This window comes from Paenibacillus sp. FSL P2-0089 (genome assembly GCF_038595095.1).
GTDB lineage: Bacteria > Bacillota > Bacilli > Paenibacillales > Paenibacillaceae > Paenibacillus_AQ > Paenibacillus_AQ silagei.
On sequence record NZ_CP152006.1, the window covers coordinates 5,121,721 to 5,145,665 of the forward strand.

General features: G+C 55.1%; 16 protein-coding genes. 5 read left to right on the forward strand and 11 right to left on the reverse strand.

Annotated features, from left to right (window positions below; genetic code table 11):
• Positions 1-51: 51 nt before the first annotated feature.
• The 3 genes from NST69_RS21490 to NST69_RS21500 all read right to left on the reverse strand — a co-directional run bounded on the left by NST69_RS21490 (position 52) and on the right by NST69_RS21500 (position 6,165).
• On the reverse strand, positions 52-1,230 hold the full coding sequence (locus NST69_RS21490) for a collagen-like protein (protein ID WP_051478527.1): 1,179 nt from the start codon (positions 1,228-1,230) through the stop codon (positions 52-54).
• A gap of 27 nt (positions 1,231-1,257) precedes the next feature.
• Complete coding sequence (locus NST69_RS21495) at positions 1,258-2,445, reverse strand: hypothetical protein (protein WP_339249915.1); 1,188 nt, start codon at positions 2,443-2,445, stop codon at positions 1,258-1,260.
• Between the two features lie 189 nt (positions 2,446-2,634).
• Positions 2,635-6,165, reverse strand: a complete 3,531-nt coding sequence (locus NST69_RS21500; protein WP_342547066.1) for a collagen-like protein — start codon at positions 6,163-6,165, stop codon at positions 2,635-2,637.
• Positions 6,166-9,993: 3,828 nt separating this feature from the next.
• On the opposite strand from NST69_RS21500, the gene NST69_RS21505 reads away from it, so the two are divergent.
• Positions 9,994-10,518, forward strand: a complete 525-nt coding sequence (locus NST69_RS21505) for a DUF4573 domain-containing protein (protein ID WP_342550207.1) — start codon at positions 9,994-9,996, stop codon at positions 10,516-10,518.
• A gap of 238 nt (positions 10,519-10,756) precedes the next feature.
• Here the strand turns inward: NST69_RS21505 and NST69_RS21510 are convergent, their stop codons facing one another.
• Genes NST69_RS21510 through NST69_RS21535 form a run of 6 tightly spaced genes read right to left on the reverse strand, consistent with a single transcriptional unit; the run spans position 10,757 to position 18,050 of the window.
• A complete protein-coding gene (locus NST69_RS21510; protein WP_342547067.1) occupies positions 10,757-11,836 on the reverse strand; it encodes a hypothetical protein in 1,080 nt (359 codons plus the stop codon).
• Between the two features lie 16 nt (positions 11,837-11,852).
• Complete coding sequence (locus tag NST69_RS21515; protein WP_342550208.1) at positions 11,853-13,799, reverse strand: glycosyltransferase; 1,947 nt, start codon at positions 13,797-13,799, stop codon at positions 11,853-11,855.
• Positions 13,799-14,848: a sugar phosphate nucleotidyltransferase gene (locus tag NST69_RS21520; RefSeq protein ID WP_342547068.1), complete on the reverse strand. Its 1,050-nt coding sequence runs from the start codon at positions 14,846-14,848 to the stop codon at positions 13,799-13,801. Before NST69_RS21520 ends, NST69_RS21515 begins: the two co-directional genes overlap by 1 nt.
• 18 nt (positions 14,849-14,866) lie before the next feature.
• Positions 14,867-15,640 (reverse strand): hypothetical protein, encoded by a 774-nt coding sequence (locus NST69_RS21525; protein WP_339249922.1) that lies wholly within the window; start codon positions 15,638-15,640, stop codon positions 14,867-14,869.
• Positions 15,641-15,681: 41 nt separating this feature from the next.
• Complete coding sequence (locus NST69_RS21530; RefSeq protein WP_051477914.1) at positions 15,682-16,929, reverse strand: glycosyltransferase family 2 protein; 1,248 nt, start codon at positions 16,927-16,929, stop codon at positions 15,682-15,684.
• Positions 16,926-18,050, reverse strand: a complete 1,125-nt coding sequence (locus tag NST69_RS21535; RefSeq protein ID WP_342547069.1) for a glycosyltransferase family 2 protein — start codon at positions 18,048-18,050, stop codon at positions 16,926-16,928. The genes NST69_RS21530 and NST69_RS21535 overlap by 4 nt, the downstream gene beginning before the upstream one ends.
• A 178-nt stretch (positions 18,051-18,228) precedes the next feature.
• Here NST69_RS21535 and NST69_RS21540 point away from each other — a divergent pair, with 178 nt between their 5' ends.
• From NST69_RS21540 to NST69_RS21550, 3 genes are all read left to right on the forward strand, one after another.
• On the forward strand, positions 18,229-19,425 hold the full coding sequence (locus NST69_RS21540; protein WP_342547070.1) for a glycosyltransferase: 1,197 nt from the start codon (positions 18,229-18,231) through the stop codon (positions 19,423-19,425).
• Positions 19,426-19,583: 158 nt separating this feature from the next.
• Positions 19,584-21,731, forward strand: coding sequence for a glycosyltransferase (locus NST69_RS21545; RefSeq protein WP_342547071.1), 2,148 nt, complete (start codon positions 19,584-19,586; stop codon positions 21,729-21,731).
• 68 nt (positions 21,732-21,799) lie between these two features.
• Entirely contained in the window at positions 21,800-22,360 is a 561-nt protein-coding gene (locus NST69_RS21550; protein ID WP_340951083.1) for an acyltransferase, read from the forward strand.
• Positions 22,361-22,385: 25 nt separating this feature from the next.
• Here the strand turns inward: NST69_RS21550 and NST69_RS21555 are convergent, their stop codons facing one another.
• The gene (locus NST69_RS21555; RefSeq protein ID WP_036723999.1) at positions 22,386-23,084 is read right to left on the reverse strand and encodes a hypothetical protein; all 699 of its coding nucleotides are present in this window, start codon (positions 23,082-23,084) and stop codon (positions 22,386-22,388) included.
• A complete protein-coding gene (locus NST69_RS21560) occupies positions 23,074-23,352 on the reverse strand; it encodes a hypothetical protein (RefSeq protein ID WP_036724000.1) in 279 nt (92 codons plus the stop codon). Before NST69_RS21560 ends, NST69_RS21555 begins: the two co-directional genes overlap by 11 nt.
• A 209-nt stretch (positions 23,353-23,561) precedes the next feature.
• Between NST69_RS21560 and NST69_RS21565 the strand changes: the two genes are divergently transcribed.
• Positions 23,562-23,918, forward strand: coding sequence for a hypothetical protein (locus tag NST69_RS21565; RefSeq protein WP_036724002.1), 357 nt, complete (start codon positions 23,562-23,564; stop codon positions 23,916-23,918).
• Positions 23,919-23,945: the final 27 nt, after the last annotated feature.

A 23,945-nucleotide genomic window follows, 5' to 3' on the forward strand; every position in this document is an offset into this window, starting at 1 on the left:
CAGAAAAGCGCCAGAATTCAATTCTGGCGCATCTCGCTATAAAAAGATCATTTAATTAATCCTGATCAATTGGATGTTGGCATAGAAAGTGCCCTCACCTATAACGTCATTAGTATTATTAACTAACGCCACACCTTGTTCGGCTGTTGTCCCTATGATACCGGCTCCCGCTACGGTTGCAATTGCCGTATTGTTTAGTGTTGAGGATGCTATAGAACCAGTAACACCTTCTATTAGAGCTCCAGACGTCAGATCTACGGTCCACAATTGAAATTCCATGGTGTCCAGGCTATTATTCTGAGCATTGACATAGTATTGGACCAGGACTGTAGAATCAGCAGGCAAAGTAAAAAACTGATTTGTATCATTTATAGTAATAGCACCGCTTTCCGGTCCGGTTACGCTCCAGGTCACCATTTCATCAAACCCAACTTGAAACTCAGTAGAGATCGCAGAGAAGAAATCTGCGAAGAAGGCAAGACCCGTTAAGCCGGTCATCCCGGTCATGCCAGTCAGCCCGGTTAAGCCGGTTACACCGGTCAGCCCAGTTTCACCTGTTAAGCCGGTTAGCCCTGTAGCACCCGTTATGCCGGTGGCACCCGTTATACCGGTTACGCCAGTCTCTCCGGTTAAGCCTGTCAGTCCAGTCAGCCCGGTTAAGCCTGTGGCCCCCGTCTCCCCGGTTAGCCCCGTTAAGCCGGTTACTCCGGTTAGCCCGGTTAACCCCGTAGCTCCGGTTAGTCCAGTCTCTCCTGTCGGCCCCGTTAAGCCAGTCACTCCGGTCAATCCCGTCAGCCCCGTGGCTCCTGTCTCTCCCGTTTGACCAGTTATTCCTGCGGGACCTTGGATACCCTGAATGCCCTGCTCTCCTTGAGGTCCTGGAGGCCCGCCCGGATTCCCCGTAGCCCCCGTTGCACCCGTAGGCCCTACCATTATTGAAGCGTTCAGCACCGTCTCCAGCTTGTTGGTAAGAATGAATTCCTTCTTCACAATATCCCGCATCATATTTCTTACACTGTCGTTCATAGCCAGCACATCGCCAATGGTCGCTTCAGGAGCTGTAACTCCGGGTAAGGTACCCAGGATATATTGCAGCTTCTCTCCTTCGGCATTGATAATGTGGCTGAGTCCCAATTCTTCCATCGCAATGGAGGACAGCAGCAGGTTAACGGCATCATCCCTAGCAATGCTTATGGTTGGGGTGATGTTAGGCAGATTCGCCTGAGACATATGATCAACTCCTCTAGGTTAGTGGGCTTAGAACAATTTAAGAATAGATATCGAGGCATTAACATCTGTAATTGTACCGGCGCCGCTATTAATCATAACTAATGTATTCACTGCTTCACCAGTAACGGTGGGGAAAATACTCCCGCCCACTATAAGATTAGAAGTGGCAGCGACAGCTGTATGATACGATATTGCTTCGCTAGCTGGAAGGGTAGCCCCATTGAGCGTAAGGGCAACGCTAAAATTCTCCCCTGTCGGAGTAGAAGCATTAGCTGAATAATGAACGTAGTAGGTTGCCGGTTCCAAAACGCCTAGAACATCGTTATTTTGCAGATTGAAACCACCTATACTACGGCTGATATTGGAACCAGTGGAATAAGCATCGGCATCAAAGACTATTGGACCTCTTGGACCTATTGGACCTCCTGAAGTAAGGGTGGACAACCACCGGTCAATAGGCGGCTCACCTGTTCCTCCGGTTACTCCGGTCAAGCCGGTTACTCCTGTAACTCCTGTTAGACCCGTTAGGCCAGTAGCCCCCGTCTCTCCCGTTAGCCCCGTAACGCCAGTTACTCCCGTTACTCCTGTTAGTCCCGTGAGTCCGGTAGCTCCCGTCTCTCCGCTTTGCCCTGTTACGCCAGTCTCGCCTGTTTCTCCTGTCAGACCCGTTAACCCGATAGCCCCGGACTCCCCAGTGAGGCCAGTTGCCCCGGTCAATGCGGTCAATCCAGTGGCCCCAGTTATACCTGTAGCCCCTGTTGCCCCTGAAGGTCCCTCTATGCCTGGGAAGCCGCTAACTCCCGTGGTACCGCTCGGGCCATCGTCTCCAGTCTCTCCTATTTCGCCTTGCAGACCTCTTGGACCGATCGGACCCTCGTCTGGTCCTGTTACGCCTGTGGCTCCGATCCCGCCATAATCAACCGGTGCTGCAAGCAGACTCTCTAACTGGCTGGTCTGCAGCCAGGCGCTTTTCACCGTTTCCCCCAGCATACTACGGATACTATCAGTGATGTCCTGAAGATTGGAGATGTTCACCACCGGGGCAGTAACTCCAGGAAGAGTGCCGAGCGCGTACTGCATCTTCTCCCCTTCTGCATTAATTACATGGCTAAGTCCTAACTCTTCCATGGCGATGGCTGCCATCATCATGTTGATGGCATCGCTCCGGGTGAGTGTAATGGTTGGTGTAATGTTAGGCAGATTAGCTTGAGACAAATTAATCCTCTCCTTTCTGGTTTAGAATAGTCCATCATATGCCGCTCTGTACGATTGGTTCGGCAATTCGTCCAGGCTATGTAAGAAAAAACTGATATGTGTTACAGTTCTTATTATGTGAGAAAAGACCAGCCCAAATCAGGCTGGTCTTCATGAGAAACAAATTTAATAATTACAATCAAGGAAAATTCAGCTCAACTGAATTATAGTGACCTTGGCAGGGAAGAAGCCATAATAAACTCCATCCATATCAACAGTTAAAGCAGTCCCTTCATATACAAGCGCAAGTTGAATTGTTACTGGTTCATCCGCTTCTAAAATATAGGTTCCATTAAGATTAGAAGGCAGAGTGTTTATTGGAGCGGTAACTATTGATGTAGATTCTGGTGAACCATTATTAATCAATTCCAGACCTGCTGGTCTTGTATCAGAAGATAGGATGATGGCTTGATACATGATCAAATAATTTCCGGCTTCTACTACAAACTCATTAGTATCAGTAATTCCTGGCCCTATAGAAGTACCATTGCTGGATGTATAAACGATACTAAAGTGTGGAATAGGGAAATGATCACTTGTTGCCACCGTATTTCCCTCTGTGAGAACAAACTGGGCGTAATTCTGGGACAGAGCACCAGTCGGACCTACAAGACCAATACCCGTTGGTCCAGTCGCTCCCGTTAATCCAGTGACGCCAGTCGCTCCTGTTGCCCCTGTGAGACCTGTTGCTCCTGTCTCACCCGTAAGACCCGTTGCACCAGTTTCTCCCGTCAGGCCTGTTGTTCCTGTTGCTCCCGTTAACCCAGTGACGCCAGTCGATCCTGTTACCCCTGTGAGACCCGTTGCTCCGGTATCTCCAGTGAGTCCTGTTGCTCCCGTTGCCCCTGTTAATCCTGTAATCCCTGTTAAACCAGTGTTACCATCCTCACCTTTTGAACCTGGGCCTCCATTTATTCCGTCTTTACCTGCTTTCCCTGTTGTGCCCGTCACTCCCGTCATACCTGTTGGACCTGTTGGACCAGTCAGACCTGTTTGACCCGTCGCACCTGTTTCAACAACACTTAATCCAGTAACTCCTGTTGGACCAGTCACACCTGTAACTCCAGTGGCTCCAGTTTCACCAGTAAACCCTGTCGCTCCCGTTTCTCCGGTAAGCCCAGTCGCTCCAGTCACTCCTGTAAGCCCCGTTGCTCCGGTCTCTCCCGTCAGCCCAGTTGCACCAGTCTCACCTGTGAGCCCTGTCGCTCCAGTCTCTCCGGTCAGCCCTGTCGCTCCGGTCTCACCTGTAAGCCCCGTTGCTCCGGTCTCTCCGGTCAGCCCTGTCGCACCAGTCAGCCCCGTTGCTCCTGTTTCCCCGGTAAGCCCCGTTGCTCCCGTTTCTCCCGTAAGCCCCGTTGCTCCCGTTTCTCCCGTGAGCCCCGTTGCTCCCGTTTCTCCGGTCAGCCCCGTTGCTCCCGTTTCTCCCGTGAGCCCTGTCGCCCCCGTTTCTCCTGTAAGCCCTGTCGCTCCAGTCTCTCCCGTCAGCCCCGTCGCTCCAGTCTCTCCGGTCAGCCCCGTCGCTCCAGTCTCACCAGTCAGTCCTGTCGCTCCAGTCTCTCCCGTCAGCCCCGTCGCTCCAGTCTCTCCGGTCAGCCCCGTCGCTCCAGTCTCACCAGTCAGTCCTGTCGCCCCAGTCTCTCCTGTGAGCCCCGTCGCCCCGGTTTCTCCTGTAAGCCCTGTTGCTCCAGTCTCTCCCGTAAGACCTGTTGCACCCGTTTCACCTGTGAGCCCTGTTGCTCCTGTCTCTCCTGTAAGCCCCGTTGCTCCGGTCTCTCCCGTCAGCCCAGTTGCACCAGTCTCACCTGTGAGCCCTGTCGCTCCAGTCTCTCCGGTCAGCCCTGTCGCTCCCGTTGCTCCGGTCAGCCCAGTCGCTCCAGTCTCACCTGTGAGCCCTGTCGCTCCAGTCTCTCCTGTAAGCCCAGTCTCACCAGTCAGCCCTGTCGCCCCGGTTTCTCCGGTAAGCCCTGTCGCTCCAGTCTCTCCGGTCAGCCCTGTCGCACCAGTCTCGCCAGTCAGCCCCGTTGCTCCGGTCTCGCCCGTGAGTCCTGTCGCTCCCGTTTCTCCTGTGAGCCCTGTCGCTCCAGTCTCTCCGGTCAGCCCCGTCGCACCAGTCTCACCAGTCAGCCCTGTCGCCCCGGTCTCTCCCGTGAGCCCCGTTGCTCCGGTCTCTCCCGTCAGCCCTGTCGCACCAGTCTCGCCAGTCAGCCCCGTCGCACCAGTCAGCCCCGTCGCTCCGGTCTCTCCCGTCAGCCCTGTCGCACCAGTCTCGCCAGTCAGCCCCGTTGCTCCGGTCTCTCCCGTCAGCCCTGTCGCCCCGGTCTCTCCCGTAAGACCCGTTGCTCCGGTTTCTCCCGTAAGCCCTGTTGCACCAGTCTCACCTGTAAGCCCAGTTGCTCCGGTCTCTCCCGTCAGCCCTGTCGCCCCGGTCTCTCCCGTAAGACCCGTTGCTCCGGTTTCTCCCGTCAGCCCTGTCGCACCAGTCTCGCCAGTCAGCCCCGTCGCACCAGTCAGCCCCGTCGCTCCGGTCTCTCCCGTCAGCCCTGTCGCACCAGTCTCGCCAGTCAGCCCCGTTGCTCCGGTCTCTCCCGTCAGCCCTGTCGCCCCGGTCTCTCCCGTAAGACCCGTTGCTCCGGTTTCTCCCGTAAGCCCTGTTGCACCAGTCTCACCTGTAAGCCCAGTTGCTCCGGTCTCTCCCGTCAGCCCTGTCGCCCCGGTCTCTCCCGTAAGACCCGTTGCTCCGGTTTCTCCCGTCAGCCCCGTCGCTCCAGTCAGTCCTGTCGCACCAGTCTCACCTGTAAGCCCCGTTGCTCCCGTTTCTCCGGTAAGCCCTGTCGCTCCAGTCAGTCCTGTTGCTCCCGTTTCACCTGTGAGCCCTGTTGCTCCCGTTTCACCTGTGAGCCCTGTTGCTCCCGTTTCTCCCGTAAGCCCCGTTGCTCCAGTCTCACCCGTAAGCCCCGTCGCTCCAGTCTCGCCAGTCAGCCCCGTTGCTCCGGTCTCTCCCATCAGCCCCGTTGCTCCGGTCTCACCCGTGAGCCCAGTCGCTCCAGTCTCTCCGGTCAGCCCTGTTGCTCCCGTTTCACCTGTGAGCCCTGTTGCTCCGGTTTCTCCCGTAAGCCCCGTCGCTCCAGTCTCTCCCGTAAGCCCCGTTGCTCCAGTCTCACCCGTAAGCCCCGTCGCTCCAGTCTCACCCGTAAGCCCCGTCGCTCCAGTCTCGCCAGTCAGCCCCGTCGCACCAGTCTCTCCGGTGAGCCCCGTCGCTCCAGTCTCTCCCGTAAGCCCTGTTGCACCAGTCTCTCCTGTAAGCCCTGTTGCTCCGGTCTCTCCTGTAAGCCCTGTTGCACCAGTCTCTCCCGTAAGACCCGTTGCTCCGGTTTCTCCAGTCAGCCCCGTCGCTCCGGTCTCACCAGTCAGCCCCGTTGCTCCGGTCTCTCCCGTCAGCCCTGTCGCTCCAGTCTCTCCTGTAAGCCCCGTCGCTCCCGTTTCTCCCGTCAGCCCTGTCGCCCCAGTCTCACCTGTAAGCCCTGTCGCTCCCGTTTCTCCGGTCAGCCCTGTCGCTCCAGTCTCACCTGTAAGCCCAGTTGCTCCGGTCTCTCCTGTAAGCCCTGTTGCACCAGTCTCTCCTGTAAGCCCCGTTGCACCAGTCTCTCCTGTAAGCCCAGTTGCTCCGGTCTCTCCCGTCAACCCTGTCGCACCAGTCTCGCCAGTCAGCCCTGTCGCCCCGGTCTCTCCCGTCAGCCCCGTTGCTCCGGTTTCTCCCGTGAGTCCTGTCGCTCCGGTCTCTCCAGTCAGCCCCGTCGCTCCGGTCTCTCCCGTCAGCCCCGTTGCTCCGGTTTCTCCCGTGAGTCCTGTCGCTCCCGTTTCTCCTGTGAGCCCTGTCGCCCCGGTCTCTCCCGTCAGCCCCGTTGCTCCGGTCTCTCCCGTGAGTCCTGTCGCTCCCGTTTCTCCTGTGAGCCCTGTTGCACCAGTCTCTCCCGTGAGTCCTGTCGCTCCAGTCTCTCCTGTGAGCCCTGTCGCTCCCGTTTCTCCGGTAAGCCCTGTCGCTCCAGTCAGTCCTGTCGCACCAGTCTCACCTGTAAGCCCCGTTGCTCCAGTCTCACCAGTCAGCCCTGTTGCACCAGTCTCACCTGTAAGCCCCGTTGCTCCCGTTTCTCCGGTAAGCCCTGTCGCTCCAGTCAGTCCTGTTGCTCCCGTTTCACCTGTGAGCCCTGTTGCTCCCGTTTCACCTGTGAGCCCTGTTGCTCCCGTTTCTCCCGTAAGCCCCGTTGCTCCAGTCTCTCCCGTAAGCCCCGTCGCTCCAGTCTCGCCAGTCAGCCCCGTTGCTCCGGTCTCTCCCGTGAGCCCCGTCGCTCCCGTTTCTCCCGTAAGCCCTGTCGCTCCAGTCAGTCCTGTTGCTCCCGTTTCACCTGTGAGCCCTGTTGCACCAGTCTCACCAGTCAGCCCCGTTGCACCAGTCTCACCAGTCAGCCCTGTTGCTCCCGTTTCTCCCGTAAGCCCCGTTGCTCCAGTCTCTCCCGTGAGCCCCGTCGCCCCGGTTTCTCCCGTGAGCCCCGTTGCACCAGTCTCACCAGTCAGCCCCGTCGCCCCGGTCTCTCCCGTCAGCCCCGTTGCTCCGGTCTCTCCCGTGAGTCCTGTCGCTCCCGTTTCTCCTGTGAGCCCTGTCGCTCCAGTCTCTCCGGTCAGCCCCGTCGCACCAGTCTCACCAGTCAGCCCTGTCGCCCCGGTCTCTCCCGTCAGCCCTGTCGCTCCAGTCAGTCCTGTTGCTCCCGTTTCACCTGTGAGCCCTGTTGCACCAGTCTCACCAGTCAGCCCCGTTGCACCAGTCTCACCAGTCAGCCCTGTTGTCGTTTCTCCCGTAAGCCCCGTTGCTCCAGTCTCTCTGAGCCCCGTCGCTCCAGTCTCTCCCGTGAGCCCCGTCGCTCCGGTAAGCCCTCCCGTAAGCCCTGTTGCACCAGTCTCACCAGTCAGCCCCGTTGCACCAGTCTCACCTGTAAGCCCTGTTGCTCCGGTTTCTCCCGTAAGCCCCGTGCACCAGTCTCACCAGTCAGCCCCGTTGCACCAGTCTGCTCCAGTCTCTCCCGTGAGCCCCGTCGCTCCCGTCTCCCGTAAGCCCTGTTGCACCAGTCTCACCAGTCAGCCCCGTTGCTCTCCCTGTAAGCCCTGTTGCTCCGGTTTCTCCCGTAAGCCCCGTTGCTCCAGTCTCTCCCGTGAGCCCCGTCGCTCCAGTAAGCCCTGTTGCACCTCACCAGTCAGCCCCGTTGCACCAGTCTCACCAGTCAGCCCCGTTGCACCAGTCTCACCTGTAAGCCCTGTTGCTCCGGTTTCTCCCGTAAGCCCCGTTGCTCCAGTCTCTCCCGTGAGCCCCGTCCCGTTTCTCCGGTAAGCCCTGTCGCTCCAGTCAGTCCTGTTGCTCCCGTTTCACCTGTGAGCCCTGTTGCTCCCGTTTCTCCCGTAAGCCCCGTCGCTCCAGTCAGTCCTGTTGCTCCCGTTTCACCTGTGAGCCCTGTTGCACCAGTCTCACCAGTCAGCCCCGTTGCACCAGTCTCACCAGTCAGCCCTGTTGCTCCCGTTTCTCCCGTAAGCCCCGTTGCTCCAGTCTCTCCCGTAAGCCCCGTCGCTCCAGTCTCGCCCGTGAGTCCTGTCGCTCCCGTTTCTCCGGTAAGCCCTGTCGCTCCGGTCTCTCCCGTCAGCCCTGTTGCTCCCGTTTCTCCCGTAAGCCCCGTTGCTCCAGTCTCACCCGTAAGCCCCGTCGCACCAGTCTCTCCTGTGAGCCCTGTCGCTCCCGTTTCTCCGGTAAGCCCCGTCGCACCAGTCTCACCCGTGAGCCCTGTCGCACCAGTCTCACCTGTAAGCCCCGTTGCTCCAGTCTCACCAGTCAGCCCTGTTGCACCAGTCTCACCTGTAAGCCCCGTTGCTCCCGTTTCTCCGGTAAGCCCTGTCGCTCCAGTCAGTCCTGTTGCTCCCGTTTCACCTGTGAGCCCTGTTGCTCCCGTTTCACCTGTGAGCCCTGTTGCTCCCGTTTCTCCCGTAAGCCCCGTTGCTCCAGTCTCTCCCGTAAGCCCCGTCGCTCCAGTCTCGCCAGTCAGCCCCGTTGCTCCGGTCTCTCCCGTGAGCCCCGTCGCACCAGTCTCACCAGTCAGCCCTGTCGCCCCGGTCTCTCCCGTCAGCCCCGTTGCTCCAGTCTCGCCCGTGAGTCCTGTCGCTCCCGTTTCTCCCGTAAGCCCCGTCGCACCAGTCTCACCAGTTAGCCCTGTCGCTCCGGTCTCTCCAGTCAGCCCTGTCGCTCCCGTTTCTCCCGTAAGCCCCGTTGCTCCAGTCTCACCCGTAAGCCCCGTCGCTCCCGTTTCTCCGGTCAGCCCTGTTGCTCCAGTCTCTCCCGTGAGCCCGGTTGCTCCAGTCTCACCCGTGAGCCCTGTTGCTCCAGTCTCTCCCGTCAGCCCCGTCGCTCCGGTCTCTCCCGTCAGCCCCGTTGCTCCAGTCTCTCCCGTGAGTCCTGTCGCTCCCGTTTCTCCTGTGAGCCCTGTTGCACCAGTCTCGCCAGTCAGCCCCGTTGCTCCGGTCTCGCCCGTGAGCCCCGTCGCTCCCGTTTCTCCTGTCAGCCCTGTTGCTCCAGTCTCTCCCGTGAGCCCCGTTGCTCCAGTCTCACCCGTGAGCCCCGTCGCTCCCGTTTCTCCGGTCAGCCCCGTCGCACCAGTCTCGCCAGTCAGCCCCGTCGCTCCAGTCTCTCCCGTCAGCCCCGTTGCACCAGTCTCACCTGTAAGCCCCGTCGCCCCAGTCTCACCAGTCAGCCCTGTCGCTCCGGTCTCTCCCGTCAACCCCGTCGCCCCGGTCTCGCCCGTCAGCCCCGTCGCTCCGGTCTCTCCCGACAGCCCCGTCGCTCCAGTCTCTCCTGTGAGCCCCGTCGCTCCAGTCTCGCCAGTCAGCCCCGTCGCACCAGTCTCTCCGGTGAGCCCTGTCGCTCCGGTCTCGCCCGTGAGCCCTGTCGCTCCGGTCTCGCCCGTGAGTCCTGTCGCTCCCGTTTCTCCCGTAAGCCCCGTCGCTCCAGTCTCGCCAGTCAGCCCCGTCGCACCAGTCTCTCCGGTGAGCCCTGTCGCTCCGGTCTCGCCCGTGAGCCCTGTCGCTCCGGTCTCGCCCGTGAGTCCTGTCGCTCCCGTTTCTCCCGTAAGCCCCGTTGCTCCAGTCTCACCCGTAAGCCCCGTTGCTCCGGTCTCGCCAGTCAGCCCCGTCGCTCCGGTCTCGCCAGTCAGCCCCGTCGCTCCGGTCTCTCCCGTCAGCCCTGTCGCACCAGTCTCTCCCGTCAGCCCTGTCGCACCAGTCTCGCCAGTCAGCCCCGTCGCACCAGTCTCGCCAGTCAGCCCCGTCGCTCCGGTCTCTCCAGTCAGCCCTGTCGCCCCGGTCTCGCCAGTCAGCCCTGTCGCCCCGGTTTCTCCAGTCAGCCCTGTCGCTCCGGTCTCGCCAGTCAGCCCTGTCGCTCCGGTCTCGCCAGTCAGCCCTGTCGCCCCGGTTTCTCCCGTGAGCCCCGTTGCACCAGTCTCTCCCGTAAGCCCCGTTGCTCCGGTCTCGCCAGTCAGCCCCGTCGCTCCAGTCTCTCCCGTAAGTCCCGTCGCTCCAGTCTCACCAGTCAGCCCCGTTGCTCCCGTTTCTCCCGTCAGCCCCGTTGCTCCAGTCTCTCCCGTGAGCCCCGTTGCTCCGGTCTCTCCCGTCAGCCCTGTCGCTCCGGTCTCTCCCGTCAGCCCCGTTGCTCCGGTCTCTCCCGTGAGTCCTGTCGCTCCGGTCTCTCCCGTGAGTCCTGTCGCTCCGGTCTCTCCCGTCAGTCCTGTCGCTCCGGTCTCTCCCGTCAGTCCTGTCGCACCGGTCTCGCCAGTCAGCCCCGTCGCTCCAGTCTCTCCCGTCAGCCCCGTCGCCCCGGTCTCACCTGTAAGACCTGTTGAACCAGTCTCACCCGTAAGACCTGTCGCTCCAGTCTCTCCTGTGAGTCCAGTACGACCGGTTTGCCCTGTGAAGCCTGTCGATCCAACGCTACCTCTTGTACCTTGACTTCCGCTCCTGCCAAGAGGCCCTGTGGTGCCTGTTGGTCCGGTTGGTCCTGTTACTCCGGTTGGTCCTGTAGCCATTAGTTGTCAACTCCTCGCTGTCATGAATTTCCAATGATATAATAAAATACTCTTAACCTTATTTCTAACTCCCAAGATAGTAAGAAACGGGTACACACCCTTAGATAAGGATGGTATCCGTTTCAAATTTTATTTACTTGAGAGGAAAGTACATTCCGCAATTACATTAAGGCCAAAATAGTCACAGAAGCAGCTACAAAACCATTCGGAGAATTAATAATATCCGTTGATATTCTTGTACCAGCTTCAACGAGTACTACCTGCATATTTTTAGGTCCGTCTAAAGCATCTATAATTACCACCGCAGACACCGGAGTAACGGGTCTGTTACTTCCTGGAACCTCAGCTCCTGAATAAAATACATGAAATGAATCAATACTGCCATCCAATGAAATCGCAATGCCAGGTGACACAGTACTCGTATATTGAACAGAAGCTTGAATTGAGACATGATACATATGCCCTCCAGGCAATGCAAAAGTATCGCCGCCCTGTAACCCGATTGATTCTGCAGGATCAGTTACTAACGCATTAAAAAATCCAATGGGAGTATTAGCGGTACTCGCAACAGTGTACCCATTAACTACATATGTTCCAAAAATAGAAGTGATTGAACCTGTAATCCCGGTCATCCCCGTTTGTCCTGTAACTCCAGTTAACCCGGTTAATCCCGTAACTCCAGTAAAACCGGTTAATCCCGTTAATCCCGTGTTTCCTGCTCCCGTTGCTCCAGTCATTCCCGTGTTCCCTGCTCCCGTTGCTCCAGTCATTCCCGTGTTCCCTGCTCCCGTTGCTCCGGTCATTCCCGTGTTCCCTGCTCCCGTTGCTCCGGTCATTCCCGTGTTCCCTGCCCCCGTTGCTCCGGTCATCCCCGTTAATCCCGTATTCCCTGCTCCCGTTGCTCCGGTCATCCCCGTTAATCCCGTATTTCCTGCCCCCGTCGCTCCGGTCATCCCCGTTAATCCCGTATTTCCTGCCCCCGTTGCTCCGGTCATCCCCGTTAATCCCGTATTTCCTGCCCCCGTCGCTCCGGTCATCCCCGTTAATCCCGTATTTCCTGCCCCCGTTGCTCCGGTCATCCCCGTGTTCCCTGCTCCCGTTGCTCCGGTATGACCCGTCACTCCAGTTACTCCGGTGCTTCCATCGCTACCTTTTGAACCAGGGCCTCCATTTATTCCACCCTTACCATCTTTCCCCGTAGTCCCTGTTGGTCCTGTTGGTCCTGTAACTCCTATAGGCATAATCTGTAATCCCCTTTCAAATTTCTTGGTTTAAATATCCGTTCCTTCTTGAAGGCTGTCTGTTCTTAAGTATAATAGTACTACTCCGGCTGACATCTCCAGGTAATGCTATAAGCTCTCCAATGACCGGATTGCAGCCAAGAACAGCCTCCCGTACCGCAAGACGATTCCTCTCTACCACCCAGTGTTCCTGTTCTACTTCACCAGCCTGCAAGCATAGATTAAGAGAGAACATGGAATACGGACTGGCTTGTGAAGTCTTCATTGCAGATAGCGCTTCCCTCTCCTCTTCCCTCACTTCTTCGTAGGGATTCAGCCATAGTACGTGGGAAGAGGTAAGGAGCCCTTCCAATCTTCCCCATAGCTGTGACTGTTCTTCCTCGGAGGGGAGAGGAAGAACATGTGCATTCAGTACACTGGCAAGCTTATCAGCGTCTGCGCCTATTCCACCGTCGAGCACGATCCATTGATCGGCGAACGGCTGCCACTTGGCTGCCCATTCCCGCAGAGCAGAGAACGGACCATCTCCCTTGCAGAGCATTACGATTACTGACCAGGCATTAGCAGGAGTCGTATTACAACGAAGGGAATTTTTCCGATGAGAAGGTACAGAGAAGCTGCGCACACCCGAAGGAACCTCTTCCACCGCTTGCAGATCATCTTCCAGATGAGCTAGCTTCTCCGCCGCTTCCTTGAATGAGGGGGAGTACTCCAGCGCTCTGCGGTACCAGACTCTGGATTCACCAGACATACCCCTTAGCTCATAACAGTTCCCGATATAATAACAGGGGTAAAAGGTTCCCGCACCCTTGAGAACCATATAATGAAGAGCATTCTCTCCAAGCGTCAGACAATGCTCGAAAGCGGAGATCGCAGCCTCTACCTGGTCGGTATGCATAAGAATGCAGCCCTTATACAGATGCAGGTCCACATAATCCGGGTAGAGACTGATGGCCTTGTCAATGCCGGGCCAGCCTTCCCTGAAGCTGCCCCTCGCCAACAGACAGCCATACTTGAGCTTGTAAAAAAGCGAGGGCGGCAATCTTCTCTGCCCCAGCGAAGCGGCAATGGCCTGATTAACCTGCTCGAAGGCAAGTGCATACTTCCCCACCCGCTGATACTCACTTGCTATATGATAAAGACTCCACGGATCGGGGTTCGGATTGTCTGTTACAGCTTCCTGCAGCAGCTTCAAATTGCGTTCATGTTTCGATTTAAGAGTAGTCACGGACTGGAGATATCCATAATGAAATAGCCGGACTGGAAGCTGGAACGGAGTGCTGGTATCCTCCCGGGTATAGGTGTCGGGCCAGCTCAATTGTTCATGAATGCCTCCAGTGAAATGAACCCCCTCTCCGTTACGGAACAAGCGGCACTGAGCCAGCCGGTAAGCTTCATCCGCCTGAGGCCGGAACAGACCATTGAAATGGATCGTTTCCACAGAGGCCAGTTTGTGTTCCTGAAGAGTGCTCACCATTCGAAGCTTCAGCGCATCATTCACAGCGAGCTCTTCGTCGGCATCCATCCATAGTATCCATTCCCCTGTTGCATGAATGAGGCTATAATTGCGGGCTTCCCCGAAGCTCTCCTTCCAGGGAAATTGAAGAATGGTTGCGCCGAAGCCGCGGGCAATGTCCATCGTCCTGTCACGGGAGCCCGTATCCACAATAATGATCTCATCTACCCCTGCGCGTACGCTTGACAGACAGCGTGCAATCCAGGGCTCTTCATCCTTGACGATCATGCACAGGGAGATTAGTGGGACGGTCGCCCTCGCTGTGTTCTGCCATAACGGGACTGCCTCCTTCCATAATGGATTTACCGGACTATGCGGACGAATCCGGTCAGGTGATACACATTGATTGACATCACCTCTTAACCTTATGACGGTTTCTGCCCGCATAGAACATTGTCGGATAAAGTCGGACAATCTAAATATGAAATCCTTGGGCGTTACCGGCATCAATCGCCGGGAATGTATTCCTTCCGTTTTTCCTGGTCCGATGCTGGAAGCAAATGCTTCAGATGATCTGCTGCATCTTTACGGGCAACCAGAATGCCCCCGGGACCCGCCGCTACGATCACATCATCCAGCCCGACAAGTATGACCGGAATATCCAGCTCGTTGACAATCTGGCAATTCAAGGAGTCCGCACTGATGTGGCCCCATCCCAGAACGGAGGAGGCCAATTCTTCAGAGAGCGTGTTCCAGGTCCCCAAGTCCTTCCATCCGTCGTGATAGGGCACACAGATCAGACGGTTGTTGCCTTCCAACACCTCAACATCGAAGCTGCTCTTGGGAAGGCGGTGGTATTGCCTCTGCAGCTCTGCATAATCCCTTGGGAAGCCTGCTGCTTCCAGCCGGTTGAGCTGATCGCATAACCGAAAAGCGAAGATGCCGCAATTCCACATCGCCTGCTGCTCTAGCAGTGCCTCTGCCGCCTGCCTGTCTGGCTTCTCCACGAAGCAATCGACATGCACATAGGCCGGATTCTCCTGCTTCCCTGCTGAAGAGACAGCGGATAGGACTGGAACAATGTAACCATATTTCCCTGACGGGCCTTCTGGCCTCGCACCAAGCAAAGCAATTTCCGCACCGGAGTGGCGCAGCGCCTCATCCAGTTCTGTCAGCTTGAAGAAGAATTCGTCGCTCACGTAAGCATCTACCGGCAGCACAATAACCGTCTCCTCGGGTGATATCTTCTCCACCGAGTATAGATAGGCTGAGGCAAGACTGACTGCAGGAAAGGTATCCCTGCGCCGCGGTTCAATAATGACCTTCGGAGCTGTGCGAAGTTGCTTGCGGATCAATGTCTCTTGTCCGCTTGACGTTGCAATATAGACTTCATGGCCGAGGCCTGCAGCCGACAACTGCCGCCAGATCCGCTGAAGCATGGACTCGCGCCCGCCTCCCGGAGCAGGCAGCACCTGAAGGAACTGCTTGCTCCGGATACTGCTGGAGAGCGGCCATAAGCGTGTGCCGGAACCACCAGATAGAAGCACTAGCTTCATGGTTCATTCCTCCTTCCCCTACTGGAAGTCGTCTGCAGTCAGATTGACTGCGCTGAACTGCTCTTCTGTATCCCAAAAGGTCAGCATTCCGTACTTTTTGCGGTTATCCAGGTATTGAGGAATTCCCGCCTTTCTCAAACCGTCGCTCATAATGACATATTCGTAGCGGTTGGTGCCGTCACCGTACCGGACATGCTCCAGAATGTCACGGCGCATCACATAGGTGCAATGGATGACGTCAACCTGCACAAGACCTTTCACGCTCTGATATAAGTAATAGAAATACAAGTCGTTGCTCTTGAAGTAACCATCTTCATCCACCATATTATGATAGTTGGAATATAGACTTAACGGAGCCTCAGCCACAGTAAGCAGTGGCCCGACCACCGGCAGATTCGTAGAGAGCAGGCTCTCCAGCGTATCCGGGGCAATGAAATTATCGCAATCTGCTACAAAATAATGGGTATTTCTCGATTTAGCCCATTCAATTGACTCTTGGCGCAGCCTGCCGATTACTCTTAAGCGTTCATAAGTCCATTCATGCGGAGCATAGTCCTGTACAGGCTCTTCCACATCACTGGTATCCAAATGCACCTCATGGTATCTCTCGCCCACCCGTTCGACCCATTCTCTAAGGATCTCTTCAGTCCGGTCATTGTTGTTGTTGGTCCGAATGTACAGTTTGATCCTTGAGGCAGGATACGTCTGCCGCTCTATAAGTTCCAGATAGAGCGGCAGTACATGCGCCTTGTCCTTAGCTAATATAGCAACCGTTACCAGATCTTGTTCCATGATTGCCCTCCTGTTAAAATATTCTTCACCTTCTTATATTTCTATTGCCTGGACGCGGCAGTCTCTCGGTCTGCAGCAGTTAACCGGGTGCTGATGGTAGCATGGCTGACGATACCAAAGAATGGACTCTGCCTTGGCTGCTCAATATCCTCTGGATAGAGCTTGCCGCTATCCTGTCTGATCATATAGCGGGCACCTTCCGCACAGCGGAGGGAGACCACTTGATATTGGTGAAAGAGGGACAGCTTAAGACCAATGAATCTCCGGCGCTCATCTGCAGTGAGCACATCACCCTCCTGCAGCCAGAGAATGTAAGGCTCCGTTGCCATATGGACGATCCATTCCCGCAACATCCGCATGTCCAGCTCCCCCTTCACAGTGTAGACCTGCCGTGTATAGCGGGCAGCGGTTTGCGCGATGCGTTCATTGCCGGAAGGGTCCACGACAATTATTTGTTCTGTTACCTCTGCAAACGAAGCGAGTGTCTCTTCCAGTGCGGCTTCATTGCCGGATGCAATAATTCCCACGCATACGCGCACGGGTGGACTATAGATCAGGCTGTGAATATCCGCACCCCATTTCTGAAAAGCCTTCTTCTTGTTCTGCTGCAAAAGCGTTTGAAGATCGAAAGAAGAGGTCTGCCCCATACTGGCATGGCCGATATGGTGGATGAATGAATCCTCCGCAATCAGGAGCTTATACCCATGCTGGATCGCCCGCAGGCACAGGTCGTCATCCTCGTAATTCCCCAGACCGTATCGTTCATCGAACCAGCCAATCTCATCCAGAACACTGCGCTTGACCAACAGACAGAAGCCGATCAGGCGGCGGACCTCCTGTACCTGCCCACGCTTTGCTTCACAGTACTCTGCCGCGAATGTCTCCATATCCTTAAGTTCACTGTAAGTCACCGGAATACGCTGATGTCCGCTGATATAATTCGTAACAGGTCCTGACATGCCGACCGCACTGTCACTGTTCAATGCATGGAGCATGGGAGCCAGCCACCCTGGGGGAACAACAGTATCATTGTTAATGAACAGAACTGCTTCGCCTTCTGACGCTTCTCCCCCTTGATTGCAGCCTTTGGCAAATCCCAGGTTCTCCTTGTTCTCAATCAGCTTCAGTTCAGGATAATGACTGTTCAGGAATGGCACGGTTTCGTCACTTGAGCCATTGTCAACAATAATAATCTCATGTTCTTCGGGAGTATTTCGCTTGATGCTCTCCAGACATTGAACTGTTAAAGACAACTGATTAAGGGTAAGAATGATAATGCTCGTCTTCACTGGAACAACTCCTTTTGTTCTTTTTGTACAGGGCAATTAAACTCTACATGCTTGCCTCCGAGCAGGTTCGTATAATAATCGCGGTTGTATATCGCACTGGGATTTGACGGATAGTGTGCGAAAGAAACCTCATTGCAATAGTCAGCGTATTGGTGGTCTCCCAGTTTATCGTAGCAGACACAGAGCTGCAGATTCGGGAGCCATGTACCGGCGGAATAAGCCTCCGTTCCCGGTTCACTGACCTTAGGGAGGGACGCTGCCATCTTGAACCAGTACACCGCCTGTTCATATTGTTGTAATTCCATGAAATAAAAGCCTATCTTACAGCAGGTTTCCGGACGCGGGAGATCATAGTCGAAAGTACGGCACATGGATAGCAGTTGCTCCTGTTTTTGCCCCAGCGCCGCATGGCTGTCCGCCAACCTCAAGCATGCCTGAATATTATCCTCGACCCAGCCTTCACCTTCTGACAAGAAGCGCTCATAGTTCTCCAGCGCCTCATGGTAGTAGCCATGATCGTATAGCTCATTAGAGTAATAGATCCGGTCTCTGGCGGTAAACGGCTTGCCCATGGCTATCATTTTGCGGAAGATATCAAGGTTACGCTGCGTATATTCCTTGTCTTTCTTATGCGTAACGCATACGTCGCTCTCAAGCACAGGCGGGGTGACTTCAATATATTCATGAACAGCCCCGGTCCACCTGAACCCGCAATCGCGTCTGATCAGACGGTTGCGTCTGAAGCTGTAGAGCGATTTCCCATGTTCATCCGTTATGAGAATATAAGACATAGATACCGCATGATATTCGGAAGTCATTGTAGCCTTCAGAGTCTTGAACCGCTCCCGGTCGATCTCCTCAATGACATCATCTGCATCCAGCCACATGATATACTCACAGGTCGCTTGGGCGAATGCATAATTGCGGGCGGCTGCGAAATCATCGATCCACTCAAAATCATAGATTGTGGCGCCATATACGGCCGCAATCTCTTTGGTACGGTCTGTTGAGCCGGTGTCCACGATGACGATCTCATCCATAATATCCGCGACCGATGACAGGCATCGTCCCAGGCTCTTCTCTTCATTGCGTACAATCATACACAAGCTGATCGTCGGCAAGTCTTCTCCTCCTTCTTGCAGATTCTGAATATCCGGACTTACCGGATTTCTCGTATATGTATATGCCGGCCCTGACGGATCATTCGGCCGGATTTGCCTGCATGAATTCCATTCCGGTTCATAAGCTAGTACAGACACCCCTGCAATGATCTTCTCACCCCAATTGAAGGAGGAGCATATGCATACGATTTCCCCCTCGCTCTACTATCGTTTATATCGTTACGGCACAGGCTCCAGGATTGCCTCGGACGGTGTGTTATCGTTACCAGAACAGACGGCAATCGGTACTAGTGTCCTGGTGCGTGAGGGTTACCGTTGGGATATCCCCTCTCCCGCCAAGAATGGCTCACCCCGTATCGTGATCGGGGACCGTTGTGAATGCAGCCGGTTCCTGACGATCACGGCAACAGGTAGAGTAGAATTGAAGGCCGATGTGATCACAGGTCCGCATGTGTATATTAATGACGCCAGGCAAGATTGGGAGAAGGGAGGTAACCCTTCTGACACGTTAATAATCGGTGAAGGCTCATGGATCGGAGCACACTCCTCTATTCTGGGCCCTGTGAAGATTGGCAAAGGCTGTGTAGTCGGTGCAGGCAGCGTAGTTCTTCGGGATGTGCCGGATTACTGTGTTGTTGCCGGCAACCCTGCTGAATTCCGCCGCATCTATGAGCCGTCTAGCGGAGAGTGGATCAGGGTAGATAGCGAGGCGGAGGCTCGTAGGGTATTGGACCGCAGAAGCAGGGAACCTCTGCTATCCATTTGCATACCCGTACGTAAACAGGCTGTAGAGCTAAGACGCTGTCTGGAGTCAATTTATGCTCAGGTGGATGATGATGGATTAATCGAGGTCTGCGTCCTGGACGACGCTTCGTCCGAGGAGACCGCAGAGGTGGGGCACCACTATGGGCAACTGTACCGCAGCTTCCGGTATCACAGCGACCCAGATCTTGCAGCAGGAGGTTCTCTTGCAAGTCAGGCTGCGGATAGGGGGCACGGGAAATTCATTATGCTGCATGAGCCGGGAGACTCCTTCATGCCTAACTCTCTTCTTCCTTTTCTGAACGTGCTGCATACCCATCCTGACTGTGCGATCATCCTGATTCAGCCCGTGTTCATCCGCAGCACTCCACAGCCTGAACAGCTGAAGGGACTATCTGAATTTGTCAGGCTTACAGCGTCCTCCTCGTCCCCTCCTCTCCCTGTTGTTCTGAACCGAAAGGATTGGGAGCGTACTGCCGATTCTGTACAAGCCACAAATTTTCTGGACCCATGGGTATCCCGGCAACATGCATTATTGCAATTGAATCCGCAGTTCTGCCTGTGCCGGTATACCATGACCGAAGCCGGGCGGCACATCGGATCAGCTCCGTAATTACGGCTATTGCCAAAAAAAAATGATCTTTGACCATTAACCGAATATATATAGACAATGAACAGGCAGAGATCTTAAGGCGTAAACTTCGGGTCCATGAAGTCCGGTAAATGACAGGGATGCCTGGTACTGAGGACAAAGGAGAGGATGTCAGCGACATGGATGAACGTAAAATTTGTTTTATCATGTGTGTGAATAATGAGGAATTAGCGGAACGCAGCCAGAAAAATCTTAAGCAATTACTCAAACCGGATGGATTCACCGTAGATCTGCAAATCGTCAGGAATGCCTCCGGCCTGGCAGCGGGGTACGATCAGGCCATGCGCCAGTCAGATGCCAAGTATAAGGTGTATATTCATCAGGATGTCCATATCCTGAATCCCCAATTTCTTGAAGACATCGTCCGGCTGTTCTCCCGTTATCCGTCACTCGGCATGTTAGGAACCGTCGGCGCTAAGACGCTTCCGTCTTCCGGTATATGGCAGGACGCATCACAGAAGTTCGGTAAAGTGATTGATAGCTATACAGGCGCACTTCAGCCTCTTGAATTGATGCAGCCGGTGGATGAATATGAAGCGGTGGAGACGCTCAGCGGACTGCTGATGGCAACACAGTACGACCTCCCCTGGCGCAAGGATTTGTTCACCGGCTCACACTTCTATGACGCTTCACACTGTCAGGAATTCATCAGCAGCGGCTATGAAGTAGGTGTTCCCAAGCAGCTTCTGCCCTGGTGTCTGCATAACTGCGGTATCCCGGACCGAAGCACTGCTATGGAGAAGGCCCGGCACATTTTCCTTGAATATTACGGCTATGGCAAACACCATGGCCAGCACCGGTTCCACCGGCTCGGCAGCGGCTGCAGCATTCATCCATCCTGCGAATTGTCAGGTACGGCCGGAATTGCTCTGGGCAATGAAGTCAAGCTGCAGGCAGATTGTTCTCTTTCGCTCCCCTATAATAATATTGTCAGCGAACCGCGTATCCAGATTGGTGCAGGAAGCGAGATCGGACGCCGGTGCAGCCTGTCGGCAGTCAACCGGTTAATTATTGGCGCCCAGGTCGCCATATCACCTAATGTGCATATATCCGATCACAATCCTGCTTATGAGAATATTCATCTCCCCGTCATGAAGCAGGGGGTGACTTCCTGGAGCCATACCGTAACCATCGGTGCTGGGAGCTGGATTGGCGCCAACACCGTTATAGCCGGGGAGGTATCCATCGGTAAGGGCTGTGTCATAGGCGCGGGGTCAGTCGTTGTATCCGGCACGGTAATTCCTGACTACTGCGTAGCTGCGGGTACACCTGCCAGAGTAATCAAGCAATTTGATCCCGACTCCAGGAAGTGGCTGAAGACTAACGGATTGCCCAGCGAGGAAGCTGAGCGTCACGCAATAGAGACTGTTCCGCAACCGCTTATAAGTATTTGTATCCCTGCCTATAACTGCGAACAAGAGCTCGACCTTTGCCTGAAGAGTATTTACAGTCAGAATGCCAGACAGGAAGATTTCGAAATCATCGTATCAGATGATGGCTCCACAGATCACACGGAAGAGCTGGTGCGGAAGTATCAGGCCAGCTATCCTAACCTTCACTACTACCGCAATGAACTTAATGAAGGAACTGACCGCAATACCCTGAAATGTGCAGGCTATGCCAAGGGCGAATTCATCAAGCTTCACGGCGGCGATGATTACTGGCTCCCCGGCTCCGTCGAAGCCTTGTATAACCTGATCGAACAGAACCGGAACTGTAGCCTGCTCTTCCTAGATATCCTTAGTAACACCGGAGTGATGAACCGGGGCTCGGGGATCAGCAAGTATGTTGAGCAGGTCTCGATCTATAGTACATTTCTGTCGGGAATCATTATGCGCAGGAAGGAATTCGAACAGATTGCCACGCCTGAGCTTTTCATCGATTCGAATCTTATCCAGGTCTATCTGGAGCTCTCTATTCTAGAGATTTCTCCGGATTATTGTGTGTATCACCGCAAGCTGCTGACCAGCAGCGACAAGATTGCAGGAGGTTACAGCTTCGCACGGACATTCATTCAATCATACCTTGGGATTCTTCATTACTTCCTGGATAACGGATTGGATGCAGCCGTATTGGCAGCCGAGAAGAAGCAAATCTCCCATACCTTCTTGCTCTGGTGGTACAACTACATGCTGGAGAAGAATCTTCAGCAGTTGCAGCCCGAAGATTTCCCGCAGATTTTTGTTGCAGCTTACCAGGATGAATCCTATTATCCAGAACTGCATGAACGGCTGCACAAGATTCAGGTTAAGCATCTAAATATCTGAGGCTACATAGCCGCCGGGCAGGCCGCAGCAGCAGGCTTGTCCGGTCCATTATAAGGAGGCATCAGTGCATGGAAGGTATCAGCCCGGAATTTCAACAACGCTTCAGTACCTTCGGACCCGGCAGTCTGATTGTGCTTAAGACCGATATCAACTGTCCGGAGAAAGTCGCTATCGGTCGCAATGTGCTTATTCAGGAGAATAGCTGGTTCACGGTAGTTCATCCCGGTAAGGAAGAACCGCCGGCCATTTCGATCGGAGACGGCTGCAGCTGCAGCCGCAATCTGATCATTACCGCTGCGAACAGCGTGACTCTGGAAGATAATGTCATCGTCGGGCCAGATGTCTATATTGCCGACACTAACCATCAGTACCGCCAGATCGGCATTCCCATTCGCGACCAGTGGATCACCACTGCCAGCCATCAGGTGAGGATCGGTGCAGGCAGCGAGCTTGGTGCCCACTGCGTCGTTGTGGGTAACGTAACGATTGGCAAGGGCTGCCGGGTTACACCTAACAGTGTGGTAACCCGGGATTTGCCGGATTACTGCATCGCGGCGGGCAATCCCGCCAGAGTGGTGAATGCCTATGATCCCGAAGCGGGAGTATGGCAGCTGCCCGGCGAGGGCTGATGTTGATCGTAGAATAAAAAGCACCTTATAGGGAGTACTTCAGGTTGGACGAGATTCTGATCCCCTGATAGTCAACGGACGGCTGGCTATTCATAGATTGCGTACTCTTCGGCTGCTGCCGTTCCACCGACTTCTTCGGCTGCTGCCGTTCCGCCGTCTTCTTCGGCTGCTGCCGCTCCGACGCTTTCTTCGGCTGCTGCCACTCCGCTGCCTTCTTTGGCTGCTGCCACTCCGCTGCCTTCTTCGGCTGCTGCGGCTCCACTACCCTCTTTGGCTGCTGCGGCTGGATAGCAGGCTTCAGCTGTTGCCGCTGCTGCCGCTTGCGTTCGCTGGCTGCGCGCACTCCTACTGTCCGTCCTCGCTTCTTATGGGACGTCCGCTTGCGCGTGGCCTGCGCGGAGCGCCGCTGGATGAACCGGACGGACTTACCCGTATTATAGAGATATTTGCCCCCGGATACATAGGCATCTGCAGGACGGATTGTCTGCTTGATAACGGTGGATACCTGCTCCCGATGCTCCGGTTCTTGCCTCTCAGCCTCCCGGCCTGTGGACTGAGCTCGTTCAAGCAGCCGTTCTGTCTCGCGCATGAACAGCGCCAGCTCGTCATCCGCATTGACCGAGAGCCGCAGACAAGCCTGCTTCAGCTGCTCCATCTGTCCCATTGTTTTATGAATCGCCTCTACCAATAGCTCATCCTCCGATTTCCGGGCTTCAGCCTTCATACCCATTTACCTCTCGCACCAGCCGTCTGCTGGTTTCCAGCGTCCGGCAGATCATGGCCTGATGCTGGGCCAGGGCCGTGATGATTCTGGCCACCGCCTCCTGCAGGGCGTCAAGCCCCCCCATCTCTAATTCTTCTTCCCAGCCGTATTCATCATCATACATATATTCCAGCTTGCGGATTTCAACCGCGATCAGAGCCGAGACCGCTTCTTCCTCCAGCGCCGCAGCCAGAATAATCGCTTTGATCAACCGTTCCCGCTGTAGCATCGCTTCATCCCCCCCGCTGCCTGCTTTGATTTAGTTACTGTTATATATATGTGCTTTTGACTTGTCCCTATCACCATTTGTCCCAGGTATATCGGATTTGGCGGATTTCAGAGAATAACAGGAATAGGACAATCTGTGCCTGAAGTATACATAGCTATGACTAGATAATTAAGCGCAAAGCAACCTTTCACGTTTTGGAGGAGATCTGCATGTCAATGCCCCACATCCCCAATATAACTCCCGATATCTCGCTTACGCGGGAGGAAAGCATCTCTCTCCTGCTCACCTCTATCGCAATCAACGAGATGTCTTTGTCTCACATTATCAACGCAGAAGCAGAAGCGATGCAGGCCTTCGTGCTGTCTAATCCCGGAAATATGAACTTTGTCAACATGATCCAGTTGAATAATACAACCGCCAGATTGCTCGAAGAGATTACCAAGGGCCAGTGGCTTAGTCTCAGCAAGATGGACCGGATTCTGCGTTTGCTGAGTGACTCTGGTGCCTTGTCGGCGCGATTGCTGGAAGAAGAACTAACTACTGAAATTGAGGAAGATGAAGAATAGCGGGCAACCGTCATTCTTTCTCGCGGC

Coding starts and splice junctions, on each gene's coding strand:
- NST69_RS21555 (WP_036723999.1), bottom strand. CDS start 23,084: ATGAAGGCTGAAGCCCGGAAATCGGAGGATGAGCTATTGGTAGAGGCG.
- NST69_RS21520 (WP_342547068.1), bottom strand. CDS start 14,848: ATGAAGCTAGTGCTTCTATCTGGTGGTTCCGGCACACGCTTATGGCCG.
- NST69_RS21515 (WP_342550208.1), bottom strand. CDS start 13,799: ATGCCGGTAACGCCCAAGGATTTCATATTTAGATTGTCCGACTTTATC.
- NST69_RS21565 (WP_036724002.1), top strand. CDS start 23,562: ATGTCAATGCCCCACATCCCCAATATAACTCCCGATATCTCGCTTACG.
- NST69_RS21490 (WP_051478527.1), bottom strand. CDS start 1,230: ATGTCTCAGGCGAATCTGCCTAACATCACCCCAACCATAAGCATTGCT.
- NST69_RS21560 (WP_036724000.1), bottom strand. CDS start 23,352: ATGCTACAGCGGGAACGGTTGATCAAAGCGATTATTCTGGCTGCGGCG.
- NST69_RS21545 (WP_342547071.1), top strand. CDS start 19,584: ATGGATGAACGTAAAATTTGTTTTATCATGTGTGTGAATAATGAGGAA.
- NST69_RS21550 (WP_340951083.1), top strand. CDS start 21,800: ATGGAAGGTATCAGCCCGGAATTTCAACAACGCTTCAGTACCTTCGGA.
- NST69_RS21540 (WP_342547070.1), top strand. CDS start 18,229: ATGCATACGATTTCCCCCTCGCTCTACTATCGTTTATATCGTTACGGC.
- NST69_RS21525 (WP_339249922.1), bottom strand. CDS start 15,640: ATGGAACAAGATCTGGTAACGGTTGCTATATTAGCTAAGGACAAGGCG.
- NST69_RS21510 (WP_342547067.1), bottom strand. CDS start 11,836: ATGCCTATAGGAGTTACAGGACCAACAGGACCAACAGGGACTACGGGG.